The following is a 20,618-nucleotide window of genomic DNA, read 5'->3' as shown; positions in this document are numbered from 1 at the left end:
TGGCAGACGATCACGATTTGTCAATTTGAAATTTCAGCACATCGCCTTTTTGGGTGGTGTGCTTTTTGATTGTCTAAGGCGTAAAGTTGTGGTTCTAGATTGGAACGAGTATAATTAATGAGAACAAGGAGGTGGCGTTGGTGAGAGAATATAAACGCTTATGGGCAGTGCTTGCAGTAGGGGCAGTCGCCTTGATTTTACAATTTGGGCTCGGACATGCCTTTTGGGCGCAAATGGTGATCACCATTTTAGGTGGGGCCTTGGCGATTTTAATGTTTGTCGACATGGTCAAAACCTTGCGCGCCGGGAACTTCGGGGTGGATTTGCTCGCCATCACCGCGATTGTTGCGACCCTTGCGGTAGGTGAATATTGGGCCTCGATGATCGTGTTACTGATGTTGACTGGCGGGGATGCGTTGGAAGACTTCGCCGCCAACAAAGCCAACAGTGATCTGCAGAGTTTACTGGCCAATAATCCAACATCGGCGCACAAGGTCGTGGCTGATGGGCAATACCAAGAAGTAGCTGCCGATGACCTGCAAGTTGGTGATACCATTTTGGTGCGGCCTGGCGAAGTCGTACCAGCCGATGCCACAGTCGTTTCTGGATCTAGTGAAGTCGACGAAGCCAGTTTAACTGGGGAAGCGCGGCCAATCGCCAAAAGCGTTGGGGATGACGTGATGTCTGGCAGTATCAACGGGGAAGCGGCCTTAACGCTCACCGTTGAAAAACGCGCCAAAGATTCCCAATATCAAAGCATTGTGGCGTTAGTCGCAGAAGCGGAGAGCAAACCTGCGCATTTCGTGCGGATGGCCGATCGCTATGCCGTGCCGTTTACGTTAGTGGCGTATTTGATCGCCGGGATCGCTTGGTTTGTGGCGAAAGATCCAGTCCGCGCGGCACAAGTTTTAGTCGTCGCGTCACCTTGTCCCTTGATTTTAGCGGCACCAGTTGCGATGGTGTCAGGGATGAGTCGCGCCTCGCGTGAAGGGATCATCGTCAAATCCGGCACGACGCTTGAAAAACTGGCCGCCGCTAAGACGTTTGCCTTTGATAAAACTGGGACCTTGACGCGCGGGGTGTTGACCGTCGATCATGTGTTGCCGCAACCAGCTTTTGAAGAAGCAGAATTATTAAATTTAGCTGCAGGGTGTGAACAACAAAGTGGGCACATTTTAGCGCGGTCCTTAGTCGCTCATGCTGGCAAAAATTTACCCGCTGCGACTGAAGTCAATGAAACCACTGGCTTAGGCGTTGCCGCACAAGTGAACGGGCATGCGGTAAAAGTCGGGCAAGCCAAGTTTATTCCAGGTGCACAAAGCTTGGCGCAAACTGCTGTGTATGTTCAAGTGGATGGGCAATACGCTGGCGCGATCACATTTTCTGATGAATTGCGCAGTGAAGCCCGCGGCACGATCAGTGATTTGCATGAACAAGGTGTGGTCGACACCGTGATGATTTCAGGGGATCAACAAGCTACCGCAGACGCAGTGGCGAAATCAGTGGGGATCGATCATGTATATGCGCAAAAACTGCCAGCGGAAAAAATTGAAGTCTTAGAAACCTTGAAACAACGCCCTGTGGTGATGGTCGGCGATGGGGTCAATGATGCACCGTCGCTTGCCGCAGCGGATGTCGGCATCGCGATGGGTGCACACGGCGCAACGGCGGCCAGTGAGTCTGCAGATGCCGTGGTGTTGCGCGATGACTTGAGTAAAGTGGCACAAGCGCGTGTGATCGGGACGCAAACCTTGAAAGTCGCCAAAGAAGCAGTGTGGATCGGGATCGCGATTTGTACCGGGTTGATGTTGATCGCAGCAACTGGTGTGATTCCAACCATCATCGGTGCGATGTTCCAAGAAGTCGTCGACACTGTGACGATTTTATACGCGTTGAAAGCTCGCAATGGGTAAAATAAAAAAACGGACTCAGCTGAGTCCGTTTTTTTTATTTGCTGGAGCTTTCAGGTGTCGTAGTTGAAGCAGTACTAGTACTGGTGGTACTTGCGGCTTGGCTTGACGAATCAGAGCTAGTCGCATTCGTACTGGTACTGTTGTGATCGACGCTGGTACTAGTACTTGTCGTTGAACTGGTGGTGCTTTCGTCATAAGGAGTGGCTGGACTAGTGCTTGCTGAAGTTGATGGCGAAACTTTTTGTTCAGCATCTGAGACGACTTGCGCCGCTTCAGCAGCAAAGACTGTATCTTGGCCATCAGTAACTTGTTCAACTTGAGCTTTTGCAGACTTGATGTCATCAGTTGATACTTGATCGGCACTTTGCAATTCATTCAAGGCATCGACTGCTTTTGCGGCTTGCCCTAAGTTGGATACGGGTTGTTGATAGATTTGCGTGAAAACGGGTTTGGCTTTTTGTAGTTGTTGATACGCAGTTAAAGCTGAGTGCGCGGTTTGTTGATAATGAGTGGTTGGGGCGATCGGCGTTTGCGTCGCTTGAGTGACCGAATACATTTTGGCAGCGGCAGAAAGTTCAGCAGTGGCTTTTTGGAGTTGTGTTTTTTGAGTGTCGGAAAGGGATGCGGTTTTGGTTTTGCGCATCAACGCTTTGGCTGCTGAAATCTTTTTTTCAGTGAGATCAACGGCAGGTAAGGTATGCGCGGAATTGCGGTATAAGGTATCAACGGCCACTTTGGTTGAGTGTACCGCCGCAGTCGCTTCAGCGCTACGCTGATGGTTGTTATAAATAACGGCGACAACACCGGCAATTGCTAATGTGAGCGCAATAATTTTCAAACGCATGACCGACCCCTCCTTTGTAGTAGCCTAAGCATACCTGCTGGAGATGACGATAGTGTTACATATCGATAAAAAAATCGCTAAAAAGTGTAACCGTTTGTGAAGCGCAGATGACAAGCTGCAAAAGTTGTCATTTGGCGACGTTAACGGTGTATGGGTTGCATCGGCCAAAATAAAAAGGCAACCACTATCCGTGATAGCAGTTGCCAGATCATTGTGCGTTTAGTCTAATTGCGCACCGTTAGAGGCGATGACTTGTTTGAACCAACCAAAGGACTTCTTAGGTGTCCGCTTCAAGTCGCGCAATTCGGTATTGGTACGGTTGACGTAAACCATGCCATAGCGTTTGTCCATGTTACCACTAGAACTTGGAATATCGATCAAGCCCCAGCCGAGATAGCCGATGACATCAACGCCATCTTCAAAAATCGCATCTTTCATGGCTTGAATATGCACGCGATGATAATCGATGCGGTAGTCATCTTGGATCATCTTCGTGCCATCAGACACTTCGCGAATGCCGATCCCATTTTCAATTGGGAACATTGGCACTTGATAGCGGCTGTAGACTTTGTCCAAAATGTCGCGGAAACCCAGTGGATCGACGTTCCAATCCCATTCATTGGCTTGGGTATAAGGGTTGTGAACCATGCCATAGTCCAAATATAAGTTTGGCGCCGTGGTCAATGGGACTTTTGAGGAGTCGATCAAATGGCTGCGGTAATAGGAAAAGGCAAAGAAGTCAGACTTTAATTCGTCGAAGATTTTTTGATCGTCAGCCGTGAAGCCAAAGTCCAAGTCGTGATTCTTGGCATAGGTGAGGACTTCTTGAGAATAATGGCCATGCATAAAGACGTCCAACAGGTTGTTGTTCAAGAATTCATCGATTTGGCGCGCATATTGCACGTCTCGTGGGTTGCTAGTCGCTGGGTAGCATTCTTCATACGCCAGCATGCCACCGATTTTCGCATCAGAATGGGCATGTAAGTAGTTGGCGACGCGCGCATGGGCGAGCATCACGTGATGGTTGATGGTGTAGATATCGTTTAAGGTCTTTTCGCCATGATCGTAGCCGGCAATATGGAAGACCCCTGAGCTAAAGTATAAGTTTTGTTCGTTGAAGGTGATCCAATAAGGCACCAAATCAGCGAATTCATCGACCATGCGTTCAGAGTAACGCACGAAGGCATCGACGACATGCCGGCTCATAAATCCGTTGTATTTTTTGGCTAAAGCCAGTGGCATGTCAAAATGATACAAGCAGATCATTGGCTTGATGCCGCGATCGATCAAGGCTTTGATTTGTTTGCGGTAAAATTCGATGCCTTCTTCGTTGAATTCGCCGTCGCCGTCAGGCACCACGCGGCTCCATGAGATCTGGAAGCGATAGGCGTTCATGCCCATTTGTTGCATCAAATCGAAATCTTCTTCATAACGATGGTATTCATCGATGGTGACGGACCAGTCCATCGAATTTTCAGTAGCAGGGCGGATGTCGTAAACCGATTGACCTTTGCCACCTTCATGGATGCCGCCTTCTGTTTGCATGCTAGAGGTTGAATTCCCCCATAAAAAGCCTTTTGGTAATGGTTGACTCATAAATGATTCTCCTTTGACAAATTATTTTCCCCGGTTCAAATTGCAGTTCACAGGTACTGTCTTGACTTCAGCCATTTGAAATTAGGACTCCAGCCGGTCGGCGATACGTGGAGAGGGTCCTCGGCGGAGCTAACTTGGATCAGGCGCATAGCGACTGATCCAAGTGGATCTCCACCTGCGGAAGGTCGTAAGCGATAAATCGCCAACGACCTTCTCACCACGTATCACCAACTGGCCTCCGTCCCAATTTCAAATGACTTCCGCACTGTTAGGCTAGCACTCAGACATGATACGCAATCAATGATGATTGCTTGCATTGATGTATAAGCTCAATCTATCAACGAAGAAAAACTGTGGGTGGAGATGGTTTGGCAAAACGGAGGTGAACGGGACAATTGCCCGTGGCAGTGAAATCAAGTGAGACGCCGTACTTTGGCGGCTTGCGCAGATTTCACCGGCAGATTTAGAAACAAAGTGGTTTTCTTTGGTTCTAAATGCGGCGTAAAAACGGAACATCGGCGGTTTGTGCCGATTTCTGTAGCCGGCCGCACCGGCAACTTGTCCCGTTCACTGTAGTGACGCCAAACCATCGGAGCCCACAGCTTTTCGGCCCGGAGGCAAGACTGTGAACGCATACATTCTAACATAGAAAGCGGACCTGTCTAAATGCGAATTCTCCTACTGGGTAGAATTCGCTGACAGGTCAAAATCAATTGCTCGATAAGTGAGCAGAATGGAAATAGAAACTCATTTTCGCATCCGCGTAAATCGCTTTAGAGAAGTTGAACAGCGTATTGTTTTTGGTGTAGTTCATCTGCGCCAACGTCAAACGCTGATCACCTGGTTCTAAGCCCATCAAGTTGGCTTGATCTGATTCCAACGTGGTCATAGACATATAGTCATCTGAAGCCACGACGGTCACATTGAAGGTTTCAGCTAAGAAATCAAAAATGGACGAGTTGATACTGTCGGTGGACAAGAACGGCACCACGCTAGTTAAGTAATAAGATTCTTCTAAAGCGTATACGGCACCATCCATATAACGCAACCGAATGACCCGATAAACTTCTGCGTCAGGTTCGACATTGAACTGTTTAGCCAGCGCAATGGTGCCTGCCGTGGCTTTGTCGAAGGTCACGATTTCAGAAGTGGGGTGGTGAGCATTTTTAATTAAAGGCTTACCAGCGCCAACGGATAAGTTGACAGCGTGCTCAGAATTCAGCTGAACATGATTGATATAATAGCCTGAACCTTGAACGCGGCGCAGCAAACCTTGTTGGTAAACCACGTCGATGGCACGGCGAATGGTATTGCGCGACACGCCAAAACGCGCCATCAGCTTGGCTTCAGTGGGGAGTTTGCTGGTGAACTGACCATTTGTGATCGCTTGGATCAATTGGTCGGCAATTTCGTGGTACATGCAGGTCACCTTCTAATCGTACAAATTTTAGTCTTAGGTACTTGTTTAATTTGTACCCATGTATTATTATAGCATTGTATTGAAAACGTTTTAAGGTTTTAGCACAACTTTTTTACAAACAAAGGGGAAAAAATTATGGCCAAGAAGACGATCATGTTAGTATGTTCCGCCGGGATGTCGACCAGTTTGTTGGTGTCCAAGATGCAAAAAGCAGCCGAAGCTGATGGCGTTGAAGCGGAAATCTTTGCAACCGCCTCCACTGACGCTGACAACAAGTTAGCTGAAAAGCACCCAGACATTTTAATGCTCGGCCCACAAGTGCGCTTCATGTTAGCCGGCTTCCAACAAAAATGCCCGAATATCCCAGTTGAAGTCATCGATATGCAAGATTACGGCATGATGAATGGTGAAAAAGTGCTTCGCGAAGCCGTTCGTGCGATCGATGCCCAGTAATTGATTAAATTAAAAACTTTTAGTTCACAGACTATTGTAACCGCTGTAAAATAAGGAGGCAATGCGCGTTTCCGCTTTCATATTCGGTCGGGTGTCAGAAGCACCCATGAGGACCTTTGGCAACAAAGTGACTGGACGTCTCCTTGGATCGAATGTGAAAGCGGAGACGCGCATGCTCCCGGGCTGGTACCCCGGCGTCGAAAAGCGCAATCAAGCAACATCGCAACAATCATTTACAAACATCTATCACAACTAACTCGTAGGAGGAATTTTTATCATGGCAGAAGAAAACGACGAAAACATGCAAGCCGTTATGGGCTTGATCATCAATGGTGGTAACGCGAAGAGCTCCGCATTTGAAGCAATCGCTGCTGCTAAAAAAGGCGACTTTGATACCGCTGCAGCTAAGCTTAAAGAAGCTGACGGTTTCTTAGTTGACGCCCACAACTCTCAAACGAAGATGCTGACCGCTGAAGCTTCTGGCGAACATGCTCAAGTTACTTTGTTGATGGTGCACTCACAAGATCACTTGATGACTGCCATCACTTTCCGCGACTTAGCTGGCGAAATCGTTGACCTGTACAAAGCTTTAGCTGAAAAGTAAACTGAATATGTGTCAAAAATAGAGCCAAGACCTGTCTTGGCTCATTTTGCCATTAACGTGCTTCCTGGGGGGAACGCCGCGTTAATGCAATCAAATAAGGAGAGTGGCTCAATATGACTAAAGGATTCTCTATGCCCAAAGACTTCATGTGGGGCGGCGCGGTCGCTGCACATCAAGTCGAAGGGGCTTGGCAAGCTGGCGGCAAAGGTGTGTCCATCGCTGATGTGATGCGCGCAGGGGCTAAAGGCGTGGCGCGGGTCGTGGATGATGCGCCAATCGATGGCAAGATCTACCCGAACCATTGGGGCATTGATTTCTATCATACCTACAAAGAAGACATCAAGTTGTTTGCTGAAATGGGCTTCAAGTGTTTCCGTACTAGTATCGCTTGGACGCGGATTTTCCCCAATGGCGACGAAGCTTTGCCAAACGAAGAAGGCTTGAAGTACTACGATGACTTATTTGCCACTTGCAAGCAGTATGGCATTGAACCGATCGTGACCTTGTCACATTTTGAATTGCCATTGCACTTGGTCAAGGAATATGGTGGTTTCCGCAGTCGCAAAGTCGTCGACGCTTTCGTGAAGTTCTCGCAAGTTTGCTTTGAACGGTATCACGATATCGTCAAGTATTGGATGACCTTCAACGAAATCAACAACCAAGCGATGTGGTCTGATCCTCATCCCATGTTACAAAACTCTGGCTTGTTGTTAGCTGACGACGAAAACGCTGAAGAGACGATGTTTCAAGCGGCGCACTTAGAATTTGTGGCGTCTGCTAAAGCCGTTCAACTCGCCCACATCATCGATCCAACCTTAAAAGTTGGGTCAATGATCGCGATGACGCCAATTTACCCATTATCTGCAAAGCCTAAAGATGTGATGATGGCAGAACGCGCGATGCGTTACCGTTATTACTTCGGCGATGTCCAAGCCTTAGGCGAATACCCAGCTTGGGTCGACAAGTATTGGGCGCGCAAAGGGTATCATGTCGACATCACTGACGCGGATCGCGCAGCGCTTAAAGCTGGCGCCGTGGATTATGTCGGCTTCTCGTATTACAACTCTTTGACGGTTGAATACAAAGAAGACAACCCATTGTACGACTACAACGAAGCCACTTCTGTTGTGCCAAACCCATACGTCCCACGCTCTGATTGGGGCTGGCAAATCGACCCAGTCGGCTTGCGTTATGGTATGAACTGGATGGCCAGTCGTTGGCACAAACCATTGTTCATCGTGGAAAATGGTTACGGCGCGTATGATAAAGTCGAAGACGGCAAGGTCCATGATGACTACCGCATCGACTACTTGCGCGACCATGTGGCTGAAATGGAAAAAGCGGTCGTTGAAGATGGCATCGAACTTTGGGGTTACACGCCTTGGAGTGGGATCGATATTATTTCCGCTTCCACTGGTGAAATGAAGAAGCGTTATGGCTTGATCTATGTGGATCAAGACGATGAAGGCAAAGGGTCCGGCAAGCGCATCAAGAAGGATTCCTTCAACTGGTACAAACAAGTCATCGCGTCAAACGGCGAAGACTTATAAACTTTTGGCGACCTCTTAGCGGAGGTCGTTTTTTTGTTTTTGGGCTAGCGTGGAAAAACTGGCAAGACGCCTCCGGCTCAGGGGAAAAGCACCTCTCGTGGCCGGCCGGCTGCAGAGATCGGCAAAGTGCGCCGATGCTCTTTCGCCTAAATTTCGAGCCAAGAAAACCACTTGTCTTGAAATTTGCCTGAATAATCGATCAAGCTGGCAAGTTCGGCCATCTCGATCGATTATTCTGCCACGTTTGGTACTTTTTCCCTGAGTCTCCGGCGTCTTGCCAGTTTTGGTTGTGAACGGCATCAAGCTAGCGAAGATATTTAAAACCCTCGCCGATGTTACTTGGCGAGGGTTCGTTTGGTTATTGATGATCTCGTTTCATGGTGGTGAGGGATGATTCGTGCATTGCATTTAACAAGCGTTGTAGTTGTGCTTCGGTTTCTAAGTCATCCCATTCAAGCAGACGGGCCATTTCAGCAACTACTGGTCCGGCGATATTTTCTGCAGTATGCGCATGGAATAAAATCGCGTTGGTCCGGCGCAACATATAATCCACTGGGGTCAATGTCATTTCTTCTTGTACGCTATAGCGCAGGCTGGCGGTTTCACCCAGACTCAATCCAGGTGCGGCGCCAGCTTGAGCGTAATGCAAGACCCGGCCGATATTTGAGCCGAAGCGTTGGGCTAAGCGATGCGCTTGCGTGCGCGGGATGCCAGCGTCTTCTGCAAGTCGTGCAAAGTAGTCGAGTGAATCCAGCACCGTGCTTGGATCAAAATGCCCACCAGAGACTTGCAAGTGCGTCGAATCAATTTGGCTGGTGTGCACGCCATGTTCGGTTAATAAGCGTTCACGGATCACGGTGATCGCCGATTCTGCCATTTTACGATAGTCGGTGAGTTTACCACCGGCAATGGTGATCATGCCGTCAGGTTCCGTCAGCACTTCATAACCGCGCGATACAGTAGAAGGCGCGGCTTGGCTTTTGGTGAGAGTTGACATCACGGCTTCAACTTGCGCTTGGGTGGCGCTACCAGATTCAAATTGATGGATGATTTCAACTAGTGGCTGAAGATCCATGGGCGTATCAGTCGTTGGTGGCGCTAGTAATGGCCGTAATCCCGCCCAGCTGGCTTCGATGTCGTTCAAACTGACTTGCGCTTCTGGGAAACGCGTATTGATCACGTTGAGCAAGTAGTCGACGTCATCGAAGTCAACTGTCGGGTGGGCCAAGTCGCCGTGGTAATCAGTATCCGTCGTGCCAAAGTACGTTTTGCCAGCGCGCGGGATCACGAAAATCATCCGGCCATCTTGTAAACCAGAGTCAAAATAAATCGGCTGTGGAACAAACAATACCGCGTCATCGACTACCAGGTGCACACCTTTTGTCGGGCGCAATAGCGGTTGATCAACTTGTGGCCGTAAGCGGTCAGTCCAAGGGCCGGTGGTGTTGAGTAACATTTTGGCGTGAATGGTGAATTCTTCACCAGTTAAATGGTCGTGGACTTTCACCCCGATAGCTTTGCCGTTGTCTGCGTGGACAATGCTGACAACTTCGAGATGACTGGCAATCAAAGCGCCTAGTTCGTCTGCCTCTTTGATGTTTTCGATCACTAAGCGCGCATCGTTGTTGACGTAATCCAAATACACGCCGCCACCGACTAAATGTTTTTCAGCCAGATTTGGCGCGCGGGCGAGCACGGCTTCGCGGTCCAGCATGTAATGGGCGTATTGTCCTTGTTGGATATTGGCCAGGCGGTCGTATAGATCCATTGCCATTTCAGCTGAGAAAAGATCAAAGGTCGCGCCTGGTTCTTGATAAATCGGCAATAACATTGGCGCTGGGTGGGGAATGTGTGGGGCGACGTTGGCGATTCGTGCCCGCTCTTGAACGGTGTCAGCGACAACTTTGACATCAAACGTCTTCAAATACCGAATGCCGCCATGGACCAGTTTAGTTGAGCGCGAACTCGTGCCGCTGCCAAAATCTCCCATTTCGATCAAGCCAGTTTTGGCACCTGACGAGATGCTTTGTAAGGCCGCGCCAGCGCCAGTGATACCACCACCAATAATCAGTAAGTCTAAGTCTGTCGTTTTCAGTTGTGCGATCGTTGTTCGTCTAGTTTGCGCAGAAAATGCCATAATGGGACCTCCATCTTAGTTGACGTGGAGAAGCTTCAATCAGGTTGTGGGTGACAGTTGAAAAGGCAAATTAAGTTAGTGTTTGAAGACCATCGTGGCTTTGACGGCTTGTTGCCAGCCTTTATACAAGTATTCACGGCGGTCGTCAGCCATTTTAGGTTCAAAGCGTTTGCCAACGGCGGCGATTTTTTTGAGCTCGTCAGTGTTTTTCCAAAAGCCGACTGCCAATCCTGCTAAGAAGGCGGCGCCCATCGCAGTGGTTTCGAGGTTTGCGGCGCGTTCGATCGGCGTATCGATAATGTCGGCTTGAAATTGCATCAAGTAGTCGTTCTTTGCGGCGCCACCATCGACGCGCAAGGCAGGGATTGCAATGCCGGTGTCTTTTTCCATGGTGTCGACCACATCGCGGGTTTGATAAGCCAACCTTTGTAAGGTCGCTTTGATGAAGTCTTCACGGGTAGTGCCACGAGTGATGCCAAACACGGCACCGCGCGCATCTGCGTCCCAATATGGTGCCCCTAAGCCAGTGAAGGCTGGGACGACATAAACTTCATCTTGAGATTTCGATGCGTTGGCCGCGGCTTCTGATTGTGGCGCAGATTCCACCAACTGCATCGCGTCGCGCAACCACTGAATCGCACTGCCGGCCACGAAGATTGAGCCTTCCAAGGCGTAATGGACTTCCCCATTGATGCCGTAGCCGATGGTAGTCAACAAGTTGTTGGCGGACATGATCGGCTCGACCCCAGTGTTCATGACGATGAAGGCGCCAGTGCCGTAAGTGTTTTTCACCATGCCAGGGGCTAAGGCGAGTTGACCAAATAGCGCAGCTTGCTGATCACCTGCCATGCCGGCAATCGGCACGCCTGAGCCGTAAAAATGATAATCTGCCGTTAAGCCGTAAACTTCGGAGTTGCTGTGAACTTCTGGCAACATGACTTTAGGGATGTTCAAGATCTTTAAGATCTCGTCATCCCATTGTAAGGTGTGAATGTTAAACAACATCGTCCGGCTGGCATTGGTGTAGTCAGTCACGTGAAAAGCGCCGCCAGATAATTTCCAAGAGATCCACGTATCGATGGTACCAAACATCAACTCACCACGTTCAGCCCGCTCTTGCGCGCCTTCCACATGATCTAAGATCCAGCGAATTTTGGTGGCAGAAAAATAGGCATCGATCAATAAACCGGTGTGGGAGTGGATCAAGTCGCCATAGCCGTCTTTTTTCAATTGGTTGGCGATGTCGTTGGTTTGTCGAGATTGCCAAACGATCGCGTTATAAATCGGCAAGCCAGTTTGCTTGTCCCAAACCACGGTGGTTTCACGCTGATTGGTGATGCCGACGGCCTGTATTTGCTTAGGTTGGATCTTGGAATCGATGAAGGCTGTGGCAATGGTGGATAACACTGCGTTCCAAATTTCATTGGCGTTGTGTTCCACCCAGCCAGGTTGTGGGAAGTACTGGGGAAATTCGCGTTGCGCATCTGCCACTTTGTTGCCATCGTGGTCGATGATCAATGCGCGGGTGCTGGTGGTGCCTTCATCAATGGCGAGGATATATTCTTCAGCCATAATTGCCTCCTTGAGGGGATGTTTTTGTCGTTGTTTAAGAATAGTTCATAACGCTTACATTATCATGATACCGCGATGCCAAGCCAGCGTCTAATAATATGACCCTAAAGAGTGATGACGAGTCGGCCTTTCGACGGATGCGCTTTAATTTGAATCTTGGTAATCTAATAGCCATAGGGGGTGGGCAGATGAAAGCTTGGCAAAAACGCGTTTTATCCATTGTAATGGTTGTTGCTTTAGCATTATGTGCGACGCCTTGGTTAACGCGTAACCAAACCACCACTGCCGCCCAGGTCTTGGATATGGTCAATCCTGTCGTCCAAGAAGAAACCGTATATGTTTCCACCAAAGATTCCGCCGTGCAGTGGCATGCGAATAATCATGGTGGACTAGATTATCGCTATGAAGTCCAAAGCTACACGGCGGATGGGATCCCTCGTAAACTTGAACTTGATGCCAGTGATCGACCACTAGATGCTAATGCGTATCTGGCAGTGGTCACTAAAGGCCAAACCGTGTTGCGTTGGCATGAAGTCCCCCGAAGCCAAGTGCCGACTCACGCGTTGAAACATCTCATGTATTAACGGTTGCTGCATTGGTTTGCAGCGAACGCAAAATGACCCGTCAAAGTTGGCGGGTCATTTATTTGGGAAAACTGCGGCACTTTGAAATTGGAACTCCAGCTGACTCGCCGTTGCATAAAGAGGGTCCTCGGCCGAGCTAACTTTGTTCATGCGCTTCGCTTTGAACAAAGTGGATCTCGACCTGCGGAATGCTGTAAGCGACAAGTCGCTAACACCATTCTCATTATGCAACGACGGCCAGCTTCTGTTCCAATTTCAAAGTGCCCGTGTGTTGCGTAACTCAAATTAATTGCCCAATCAAAGGTTCATGAAGGTATTGCTGCAAGTCGTTGCACCACTAAAAAAGCAGCCGGCTTCAGCCAACTGCTTGCAGATTATATTTGGTTTTAGTAGATGAAATCCAAGATGATCCAGCCCATCACGCCTAAAATAGCGAGGCCTAAGAAATTCAACGCGGAAAAGCCGATGAAGAACTTCCCGGAATCTTTGTTGCCGAATTCGGTGTATTGCTTGAAGACAAGCAAGTTACACATCGAGCCGACCACTGTGCCTAAGCCCCCAATGTTGGAGCCTAAGAACAGCGCTTCTTGGAAGTTGGTAAACTTGGCGATCAACACGGTCGATGGCACGTTGGAAATGATTTGACTGGAAAACATCGACGTTAAGAACACGCTATGTTCAGTGGCCATCAAGCCGCCGATCAACGCCACCACCCAAGGCAGTTGGCGCAATACCGACACGATCACGAAGAACCCGCCGAAGGTTAAGACGACAGCGTAGTCAACATCGCCCATGATCTTAGGATTGAATGCTAATGCCAACGCAATCGCGGCAATAGCGCCGACCCAGCTTGGGATCATTTCTAAGACGCCACCGAAAATGATCAGTGCCACAACGACGGTGATGATCGTGGGACGGGTTTGCACATGAATATCTTCAGCCGGCACACTTGGTAGTGGGGTCGACTTGATAAACAAGGTAAACAAGGTGATCAACAAGAGACTTGCGATCAATAATGGAATCGACCAAGTGAAGAACTTTCCGACATGAATGCCGTAATGATTCATCAAAAAGATGTTATGAGTGTTACCAAATGGCGTAAATGCAGAACCGAAGTTGGCTGCCATCCCGATCAAAGTGACCGGCAAGATCTCAGGCAACTCAAACTTTTTTGCGATTCGCAAATACAGTGGCACCAGCGTCAACACCGTGACATCATTGGTCAAAAACATTCCGGCGACGATAGCCAACAGCACAAACAGCCAAGTAAGCTGGCGGTTGGTGGTCGCCCGAGCGGTCAAACGATAAGCGAAATAATCCAAAATATGTAGATACTCGAAGATCTGGATGACAGTCATCATCCCGAGAATCGAGAATAAGGTGGAAAAGTTGATATCCGCTAACTTTGGCCTGGCGAAGAACAGACTGAGCACCACTAAGGCTGCGGTGATTTGTAACACCCGGTCTTTGGCGATGTTTTTAATTACGGTCATGAATTAACCCTCTCCAAAAAATGACTCAACATTCCTATTTTGCGCTAAAACCCGAACGGTGACAACAGTCGTTGTGTAAAATCCATGTAAACATCTAGCATGTCATGTTTACAATTAGAATTTTGGTATACTAAAAGCGATAGGAGCGTGGTTTTTTGAATATCAAAATTCTTACAGTGGGCAAGCTCAAAGAGAAATATTTTAAAGATGGCATCGCCGAATATAAAAAACGCATGAGTAAATTCGCCAAAGTCGAGCTCATCGAAGTTCCAGACGAAAAAGCGCCAGAATCTTTATCCGAAGCAGAAATGCAACAAGTCAAAGACGCAGAAGGCGAGCGCTTGTTGGGTAAGATCAAAGATCGCGACTGGGTGATCGCCTTGGCCATCGAAGGCAAGCAGCGTTCTTCAGAAGCCTTCGCCAAAGAAATCGATCAACTGGCAACGTATGGTCATTCTGATATTGACTTTGTGATCGGCGGTTCGCTGGGATTGTCTAAAGCCGTGATGAAACGGGCAGATAACACCTTGTCCTTTGGTAAGTTGACCATGCCACACCAATTGATGCGCTTGGTGTTGATCGAGCAAGTTTATCGGGCGTTTATGATCAATATTGGGAGTCCGTACCATAAGTGATGCGGTTAATTAAATTTGGACTAGAATATTTCCCGGGAAATACTGCGCAACGCTACATTGCGACATGAAATCGGTATCATTCTGACCTTGTCATGGCATAATGAACTCGGAGGTGGTTGAAATGATGATCGGTGAAAAGCTTGCGGCACAGCGGATTAAATTGGATTGGACGCAGCAAGAGTTGGCAGATAAATTATTTGTCACGCGGCAGACGATATCAAAGTGGGAATTAGACAAAAGCCAACCAGATCTGGATGATTTAGCATTGTTGTGCCAGCTACTCCATTTGGATGTTGGAAAATTATTGAAGACGGCTCAACTCAATGATGGTAGTACAGATGAGTTGCTTGCCGAACCAGCAATCACAGCGATTAAGCCAGTCGCTACCTTGCGTCCATTTTATGTGCGCGCAAAGCTTAATGGTCGTGAATATCCTCAACCTGTGCAATGGGGAAAGCAGTGGCTTAAACAAATCGATCAAACCCGTTTGTGGTTGGCGAGGCAGAGTTCGGTCAACAATTGATCTTGAAGGATGAAACAGGACAACAATTGGCGGCAATTGATCCGAGACAGGCGCATTTGACAGTTGCTCTACTGCGTTCGATGCGGATGAATACGCGGTATCAAGTTTTACTCAGTGTTCATGTCGGTTCGGATACGTATCGATTGTTGATCTACTCCTTACTGGTGGTGCCTGAGTTAGGCGATTGGTTGTTGGCGCACGCACCGCATTTTAGTGATCCTATGCAATTAGCAACACATCGTGATACCATCGATTGGCGACAGTTGTCTAAAAATGATTTTGAAAAACTGGCGGCTAACACACCTTATCTGTTGCCGTATCAAAATAATGGTTCACCGAGTTGGACATGAGTAACGTCTGAACAGATGAGAACTCTCATCGTTACTGAATAGAGAGGTCGGTGAAAGACGCAGAAGTTGAGACTTCTTCTGACGCTGACGTGACATTGACCGTTCCTTTTGGAAACTCTGCATGATATAATAAAGCCATAGAAAAAGACGTCATGCGACAACATGACGTCCGAGCAGACCGTTAAAGACGGTTGGCATATAGTTATTGGATCAAGATCGTCAAACCTCGGCCAAGAAGTTTACTGACGGTCTTTTTGATTGCCAACGATTGCCTGAATGATGACGACTACCAAACCGATGAGTGTCAGGATGAACCCGCCAAACATCAGCATGAGAGTCAATGCATCTGCAACTGTTACCAAAAGGCGCCTCCTTTCCTGTAGAGTTTGGTCATTGTGCATAGGCACCACCTCACAAAGGATCAGATTTACCAACCGTTTTTCAACTTTCTGCCAAAATATTGTATCATGACAGGGTGAATGGAACATGACATGCGTATGATGGTTTGCTAAAAAGAGCGTGGCAAACCGCAGCAGTGAATGATACAGGAGTCCGTACCATAAGTGATGCGGTTAATTAGCCAAAATTACGGTCGGTTGGGTAGTTGATTGGCGTTCCGTATATCATTTGCTAGCATGATGATGAAAGGCAGGCAATCACCATGTTACAACAAGATTTGTTGAAGCGATAACGACAACGTGAGCATTATAGTCAAGTTACTTTGGCTGAGAAGTTACATGTTACGCCGCAGGCAATCTCCAAATGGGAGTCTGGTACAAGTGTACCAAGCCTAGATAATTTGCTTGCGTTATATGATTTATACAATTTATCTTTGGACGAGCTTGTGCAAGCCGGCCCTTATTTTAAGAAACCCTTCGTGGTTGGAAGATGCTTCTCATGGCCCAAGGCTTTGATTGCGCTAAGCGTTTGGACCCTGTTCAATTTGATTTTTACAGGGTTCGGTTATCAACCATGGTGGCTGTTCGCCATTATTCTCGTGTGGGGTATCCTAATGGTGGTTCCACTCGCATTTAAGGATTATTGGGTGATTGAACGAGATGGAATCTGTGTGACGAGGTTTTCACCTAATCCGGTTAAGAAGTGGCAACAATTAGTGTTCGGTCAACCTCATGAGCAAATGACCTATGCTGAAATTCACATTGCTACACTGTACTATCACGCTAAAGAACCAACGTCTCCTTTTGATTTTTGGCGCGATACGCTAACTTTGCAGATTGAAGCAGACACAAGGCAACTTGAACTACCGATTGAAATTTCATCAGGTCGCTTTTTACCACAACTGATGAGCTTTCTGAGTCGCCAGCACGTTCAGGTCAATGATCCTCAACATGTTATCGAGGCGTTACTCTTAAAAGGAAATTTGTACGAAACCTTTCATTAGAAATAATTCTCTTCCCAAGGCGTACCAATTGCGTGCCAAATTTAGTACACAATTATAATTCACGTATCACAACCATATGATTAATGAGTCAACCAGTGGTGTACGTATGCACCATAGAAGCTTAATAACCAACAAATATAAAAGACATGGATAACTGAAAGAACGCTACTTATGAGTTGCGAAGGAAAAACGAGGGAAAAGCGAGGGAAAAAGCGTAGGAAAGTTTTCCCTCGCTAATTGAATCACTGACGCGGATAACCAGAAGAAAAACTGAAATGCAACCACAAGTTGCGGGATTGCACCTAATGGTTGGTAGTGGTTGAACTCAACATCCTAGACAATTGAGCCATGGAGGAGAACGCAATGTTTAAAGATAATTTGATTGCACTACGTAAACGCGCCGGATTGTCTCAGGAGCAACTTGCAAATACACTAGGTATTTGCAAGTCAGTTTCTAAATATGAATTGGGGACTGCAGCGCCGGATTTGGCTCGTTTAGCAGAGTTGAAAGACTTTTTCCATGTAACGTATGACGAATTATTGGGCGAGAGTAGTCAGCATGTGTCAAAGTCGACGAATATTACTAATGGTCTGATTACCATCCAATCAGTAGTCAATGGTTCAATTGTGCAGATGAGCGGCTTCAAAGTAGCAAACACTTCTGGATTCGGGCATAAGAAAGCATAAGCGGCCTTGTTGGGTTATTCGACAACGGGAAGTATTTTGGGTAAAGATATGTACTTGCTTGGATATTACGTGACAAAGCAAGTCGCAGAAAAAGAGCTTCACGCGATTCAATTGACAATTCAACAAGGACAGGCAATATATGAGCTACAGTATTGCCTACGAAATGTCAAAGCCGGTTTGCTAGGCTTGTTCACGGAAATCTGATTTATTTCCCGGGAAAAGTCGTTGACAAATTACTTTAATGGCGGCTTTTCTTTTATGTCGGCTGAATGCGGTGGGATACCAAAAATCTATTTCTTCGAGATGACAAAAAACGGCATGAAGATCTGATTTCAGTTAAAGGTGACAAAAGAGTTGATCTGAAAGCCTTCCGCAAGCAGTATGGATTGCGACGACTTTCTTTTGCATCAGCGCATGACTTGCTAATGATTATGCGGGTTAACACCAGAATCTCTGACGCCGCTTGGCCTTTTGAATGGTACAGACTGCGAAGCTCATTTTTACCTTGATGCTGAGTTCTTAGCAATGTCATCTGGAGACATCCTAACGAGGGTTCAGCCATACTATGGTTGAATGCGGATGAACTTATTCGTATCATTAGACACATGGCAATAGCGTCGATATTATTGAACCAAATCAGTGAAAATTTTCTCAGGTTCATCCGAGTACTAGGTCAAACAAACAAGGCGTTCGCTCCAAAATTCGAGTGAACGCTTTGTTTGACTGATAGATGATTAACGTTTCAAGGCTTTGACGACTAAAGCGACCGTTTGTTCAATCAAGGCGTCATCGACCTCAATAGTTGCCGTTTGTAAAACCAGCGTCGGCAATGTTGCAATCGACGCAACAATCACTTCTGGGGCATCGATAAAATCAGGGGAGTCCTCAATGCGCTGATATAACTTCACCAATGGCCCACCGGCAGTTTTCCCGTAAGCGCGAGCGGCGTCATCCAACAATTCTTGATTTGTCCATAATGCGGAAACAAAGTGGCTTTTTTGAGGACGGGTTTGCGTTTGCGCAATCGAGTAATGTTGCATTGCGCACAACTGAGACTCAATCGAATCACCAGTGAAAATCATTTGTTGAACGAAATTTTGCAAACGATTTATAAATATGCTATGTTAGAACCAATATCAATAAGGAGAGATTCCAATGCCAATTGATTTGAGAGATGTGCAAGCTGTCTATAAAGATGCTGGGGACAATATTATCTTTGCCACTATGGACTTGTTACGCGAAGACCACGAAGCTGACTTAGCCATGATTCAAGACTTGGCAGAACGACTGCCAGCCTTTGAATCCTCATTGAATGTGCGCTATCCAGATGCAGGGTTGGCCGTGGCGTTTGGGTTGTCACGGCGGGCGTGGGATTACTTATTCCCAGATGCGCCGCGGCCGGCAGAACTAGAAGAGTTTGAACCAGTCGTTGGACCAAAATATACTGCACCAGCAACGCCGGCAGATGTATTTTTCCATATTCGGGCGAAGAACTCGGCTGTGCCATTTGAACTCATGAGCAATGTGATGGATCGCATCAAATCCCAAGTCAAAGTGATTGATGAAACGCACGGCTTCCGGTATTTTGAAGGGCGCGCGATCATCGGCTTTGTCGATGGGACGGAGAATCCCAGCGCTTTGGATACGCCAGATTATGCGGTGATCGGGGATGAAGATCCGAAATTCATCAACGGGTCTTACGCCTTTGCGCAAATGTATCATCACGATATGGATGCTTGGAACAAATTGAAGACGGAACAACAAGAAGCTGCCATTGGGCGCAAAAAGTTCTCTGACGTTGAATTGGAAGATGAAGACAAGGCCCACAACGCCCATAACGTGGTATCACAAGACAACGAAGGCGGCGTTGAGCATAAAATCGTGCGTATGAATGTGCCTTTCAGCAATCCTACAGAAGGATTGAACGGGACTTACTTCATCGGTTATGCGCGGCACTGGACGGTGACGAAGCGGATGCTTGAAGGCATGTTCACTAAATCTGATCGCTTGTTGGACTTTTCCACACCAGTCAGCGGCGAAGTGTTCTTCATTCCATCATTGAGTGTGTTAGAGAAAATTGCAGATGGGGAAGCTTTTTAACGGGTGATTTGGCCGAACGTCTAGTCGGGGGACTAGGCGTTTTTTCGTGGTTTGGGGGATGCTACAAAATGTAGCACACGTTTTTTGCGGATATTGCTCGCCAACAGGTGAAGCTGGTGGGAAAATAACGTTGGAGGTGTTGAAGATGACGATCGGACAACGTTTAATGCAAGCGCGAAAAACTCAGGCTTTGACGCAACAACAAGTCGCAGACCTTTGCCATGTCAGTCGCCAAACCGTGTCGAGTTGGGAATCGGGCCGGACTTATCCAGATATTGAAAGTATTGTCCGATTGGCGGACCTCTTGCATCTTTCTTTAGACGAATTAATGCGACCAGATAGCGAATTCGTACAAGTGTTGAAACATCGTGAAGCTGGGGCTCGGGATGCGCGGCGTGGGTTTGTCGCCAGCATTGCGATGATGATCCTATTGACGGCAATTTACGGGGCTTATATTTTAGAACTGCCGGGGTTTCAGTTGGGGAATGGCACCAAATTGTTGTTGCTCGGCATTATTTTAGTTCAAGGGAAGACGGCCGAATTAATGCGGAAACGCTATGCAGATGCAAAACTTGGGACCATGGCGCAAGCAGAATTACGTGTTGCACAAATTGGCTTTGGGGTGGGCATTGTGATTTGCGGACTGGTCGGCATACGGTTTAATTGGGGTTGGCATTTTTGGATATTAACGCCGGTTTTATTGAAGGCGGCGAAGCGAATTGCCCAACTGGGCGTGCGGACAAATTCCTGGACTT

General features: G+C 47.6%; 20 protein-coding genes and 1 pseudogene. 13 read left to right on the top strand and 8 right to left on the bottom strand.

Features of this window, described 5'->3' with window-relative positions:
• The first annotated feature begins 140 nt into the window (after positions 1–140).
• Entirely contained in the window at positions 141–1,913 is a 1,773-nt protein-coding gene (locus FD01_RS06735) for a heavy metal translocating P-type ATPase (RefSeq protein WP_054716087.1), read from the top strand.
• Between the two features lie 34 nt (positions 1,914–1,947).
• Here FD01_RS06735 and FD01_RS06730 read toward each other — a convergent pair whose 3' ends face one another.
• The 3 genes from FD01_RS06730 to FD01_RS06720 all read right to left on the bottom strand — a co-directional run bounded on the left by FD01_RS06730 (position 1,948) and on the right by FD01_RS06720 (position 5,773).
• Positions 1,948–2,757, bottom strand: a complete 810-nt coding sequence (locus tag FD01_RS06730; RefSeq protein WP_054716052.1) for a hypothetical protein — start codon at positions 2,755–2,757, stop codon at positions 1,948–1,950.
• Between the two features lie 219 nt (positions 2,758–2,976).
• A complete protein-coding gene (locus FD01_RS06725; RefSeq protein WP_056963372.1) occupies positions 2,977–4,353 on the bottom strand; it encodes a glycoside hydrolase family 1 protein in 1,377 nt (458 codons plus the stop codon).
• 709 nt (positions 4,354–5,062) lie between these two features.
• Entirely contained in the window at positions 5,063–5,773 is a 711-nt protein-coding gene (locus FD01_RS06720) for a GntR family transcriptional regulator (RefSeq protein ID WP_054716054.1), read from the bottom strand.
• Positions 5,774–5,908: 135 nt separating this feature from the next.
• On the opposite strand from FD01_RS06720, the gene FD01_RS06715 reads away from it, so the two are divergent.
• The 3 genes from FD01_RS06715 to FD01_RS06700 all read left to right on the top strand — a co-directional run bounded on the left by FD01_RS06715 (position 5,909) and on the right by FD01_RS06700 (position 8,380).
• On the top strand, positions 5,909–6,226 hold the full coding sequence (locus tag FD01_RS06715; protein WP_054716057.1) for a PTS sugar transporter subunit IIB: 318 nt from the start codon (positions 5,909–5,911) through the stop codon (positions 6,224–6,226).
• A gap of 277 nt (positions 6,227–6,503) precedes the next feature.
• On the top strand, positions 6,504–6,830 hold the full coding sequence (locus FD01_RS06705; RefSeq protein ID WP_056963368.1) for a PTS lactose/cellobiose transporter subunit IIA: 327 nt from the start codon (positions 6,504–6,506) through the stop codon (positions 6,828–6,830).
• Positions 6,831–6,943: 113 nt separating this feature from the next.
• Positions 6,944–8,380 carry a 6-phospho-beta-glucosidase gene (locus tag FD01_RS06700; RefSeq protein ID WP_056963367.1) on the top strand — a complete coding sequence of 479 codons (1,437 nt, stop codon included), beginning with the start codon at positions 6,944–6,946 and terminating at the stop codon, positions 8,378–8,380.
• Positions 8,381–8,738: 358 nt separating this feature from the next.
• Here the strand turns inward: FD01_RS06700 and FD01_RS06695 are convergent, their stop codons facing one another.
• Positions 8,739–10,517: an FAD-dependent oxidoreductase gene (locus tag FD01_RS06695; protein ID WP_056963365.1), complete on the bottom strand. Its 1,779-nt coding sequence runs from the start codon at positions 10,515–10,517 to the stop codon at positions 8,739–8,741.
• 75 nt (positions 10,518–10,592) lie between these two features.
• A complete protein-coding gene (gene glpK / locus FD01_RS06690) occupies positions 10,593–12,089 on the bottom strand; it encodes a glycerol kinase GlpK (protein WP_056963363.1) in 1,497 nt (498 codons plus the stop codon).
• 188 nt (positions 12,090–12,277) lie between these two features.
• Between glpK and FD01_RS06685 the strand changes: the two genes are divergently transcribed.
• Positions 12,278–12,673, top strand: coding sequence for a YxeA family protein (locus tag FD01_RS06685; protein ID WP_054716063.1), 396 nt, complete (start codon positions 12,278–12,280; stop codon positions 12,671–12,673).
• Between the two features lie 386 nt (positions 12,674–13,059).
• Here the strand turns inward: FD01_RS06685 and FD01_RS06680 are convergent, their stop codons facing one another.
• Positions 13,060–14,166 (bottom strand): SLC13 family permease, encoded by a 1,107-nt coding sequence (locus FD01_RS06680; protein ID WP_056963361.1) that lies wholly within the window; start codon positions 14,164–14,166, stop codon positions 13,060–13,062.
• Positions 14,167–14,321: 155 nt separating this feature from the next.
• Here FD01_RS06680 and rlmH point away from each other — a divergent pair, with 155 nt between their 5' ends.
• The 3 genes from rlmH (at position 14,322) to FD01_RS06665 (ending at position 15,674) form a co-directional block, all read left to right on the top strand.
• Positions 14,322–14,801 carry a 23S rRNA (pseudouridine(1915)-N(3))-methyltransferase RlmH gene (gene rlmH / locus FD01_RS06675; protein ID WP_054716065.1) on the top strand — a complete coding sequence of 160 codons (480 nt, stop codon included), beginning with the start codon at positions 14,322–14,324 and terminating at the stop codon, positions 14,799–14,801.
• A 121-nt stretch (positions 14,802–14,922) separates the two neighbouring features.
• The gene (locus FD01_RS06670; protein ID WP_054716068.1) at positions 14,923–15,324 is read left to right on the top strand and encodes a helix-turn-helix transcriptional regulator; all 402 of its coding nucleotides are present in this window, start codon (positions 14,923–14,925) and stop codon (positions 15,322–15,324) included.
• Positions 15,325–15,350: 26 nt separating this feature from the next.
• On the top strand, positions 15,351–15,674 hold the full coding sequence (locus tag FD01_RS06665; protein WP_152164622.1) for a hypothetical protein: 324 nt from the start codon (positions 15,351–15,353) through the stop codon (positions 15,672–15,674).
• Between the two features lie 239 nt (positions 15,675–15,913).
• On the opposite strand, the gene FD01_RS16585 is transcribed toward FD01_RS06665, so the two are convergent.
• Positions 15,914–16,036, bottom strand: coding sequence for a putative holin-like toxin (locus FD01_RS16585; RefSeq protein WP_225436204.1), 123 nt, complete (start codon positions 16,034–16,036; stop codon positions 15,914–15,916).
• A gap of 341 nt (positions 16,037–16,377) precedes the next feature.
• On the opposite strand from FD01_RS16585, the pseudogene FD01_RS06660 reads away from it, so the two are divergent.
• From FD01_RS06660 to FD01_RS16960, 3 genes and pseudogenes are all read left to right on the top strand, one after another.
• Positions 16,378–17,076, top strand: a pseudogene (locus FD01_RS06660) (helix-turn-helix transcriptional regulator); the annotation flags it as partial.
• A 363-nt stretch (positions 17,077–17,439) separates the two neighbouring features.
• A complete protein-coding gene (locus FD01_RS06655; protein WP_054716073.1) occupies positions 17,440–17,763 on the top strand; it encodes a helix-turn-helix domain-containing protein in 324 nt (107 codons plus the stop codon).
• 269 nt (positions 17,764–18,032) lie between these two features.
• Positions 18,033–18,272 (top strand): YbaK/EbsC family protein, encoded by a 240-nt coding sequence (locus FD01_RS16960; RefSeq protein WP_082611734.1) that lies wholly within the window; start codon positions 18,033–18,035, stop codon positions 18,270–18,272.
• 225 nt (positions 18,273–18,497) lie between these two features.
• Here FD01_RS16960 and FD01_RS06650 read toward each other — a convergent pair whose 3' ends face one another.
• Positions 18,498–18,803 carry a hypothetical protein gene (locus FD01_RS06650; RefSeq protein WP_056963360.1) on the bottom strand — a complete coding sequence of 102 codons (306 nt, stop codon included), beginning with the start codon at positions 18,801–18,803 and terminating at the stop codon, positions 18,498–18,500.
• Positions 18,804–18,918: 115 nt separating this feature from the next.
• Here FD01_RS06650 and FD01_RS06645 point away from each other — a divergent pair, with 115 nt between their 5' ends.
• Both FD01_RS06645 and FD01_RS06640 read left to right on the top strand, forming a co-directional pair.
• Positions 18,919–19,863 carry a Dyp-type peroxidase gene (locus tag FD01_RS06645; RefSeq protein WP_054716081.1) on the top strand — a complete coding sequence of 315 codons (945 nt, stop codon included), beginning with the start codon at positions 18,919–18,921 and terminating at the stop codon, positions 19,861–19,863.
• 145 nt (positions 19,864–20,008) lie between these two features.
• On the top strand, positions 20,009–20,618 hold a 610-nt coding region (locus FD01_RS06640), incomplete at its 3' end, for a helix-turn-helix domain-containing protein (RefSeq protein WP_056963358.1).

The organism is Lacticaseibacillus manihotivorans DSM 13343 = JCM 12514 (genome assembly GCF_001435035.1).
Lineage (GTDB): Bacteria > Bacillota > Bacilli > Lactobacillales > Lactobacillaceae > Lacticaseibacillus > Lacticaseibacillus manihotivorans.
This window is presented reverse-complemented; position numbering and strand designations above follow the sequence as displayed.

Coding starts and splice junctions, on each gene's coding strand:
- FD01_RS06685 (WP_054716063.1), top strand. CDS start 12,278: ATGAAAGCTTGGCAAAAACGCGTTTTATCCATTGTAATGGTTGTTGCT.
- FD01_RS06655 (WP_054716073.1), top strand. CDS start 17,440: ATGTTTAAAGATAATTTGATTGCACTACGTAAACGCGCCGGATTGTCT.
- FD01_RS06700 (WP_056963367.1), top strand. CDS start 6,944: ATGACTAAAGGATTCTCTATGCCCAAAGACTTCATGTGGGGCGGCGCG.
- FD01_RS06680 (WP_056963361.1), bottom strand. CDS start 14,166: ATGACCGTAATTAAAAACATCGCCAAAGACCGGGTGTTACAAATCACC.
- FD01_RS06645 (WP_054716081.1), top strand. CDS start 18,919: ATGCCAATTGATTTGAGAGATGTGCAAGCTGTCTATAAAGATGCTGGG.
- FD01_RS06730 (WP_054716052.1), bottom strand. CDS start 2,757: ATGCGTTTGAAAATTATTGCGCTCACATTAGCAATTGCCGGTGTTGTC.
- FD01_RS06705 (WP_056963368.1), top strand. CDS start 6,504: ATGGCAGAAGAAAACGACGAAAACATGCAAGCCGTTATGGGCTTGATC.
- FD01_RS06650 (WP_056963360.1), bottom strand. CDS start 18,803: ATGCAACATTACTCGATTGCGCAAACGCAAACCCGTCCTCAAAAAAGC.
- FD01_RS06720 (WP_054716054.1), bottom strand. CDS start 5,773: ATGTACCACGAAATTGCCGACCAATTGATCCAAGCGATCACAAATGGT.
- FD01_RS16960 (WP_082611734.1), top strand. CDS start 18,033: ATGCGGTGGGATACCAAAAATCTATTTCTTCGAGATGACAAAAAACGG.
- glpK (WP_056963363.1), bottom strand. CDS start 12,089: ATGGCTGAAGAATATATCCTCGCCATTGATGAAGGCACCACCAGCACC.
- FD01_RS06715 (WP_054716057.1), top strand. CDS start 5,909: ATGGCCAAGAAGACGATCATGTTAGTATGTTCCGCCGGGATGTCGACC.
- FD01_RS06670 (WP_054716068.1), top strand. CDS start 14,923: ATGATGATCGGTGAAAAGCTTGCGGCACAGCGGATTAAATTGGATTGG.
- FD01_RS06725 (WP_056963372.1), bottom strand. CDS start 4,353: ATGAGTCAACCATTACCAAAAGGCTTTTTATGGGGGAATTCAACCTCT.
- FD01_RS06695 (WP_056963365.1), bottom strand. CDS start 10,517: ATGGCATTTTCTGCGCAAACTAGACGAACAACGATCGCACAACTGAAA.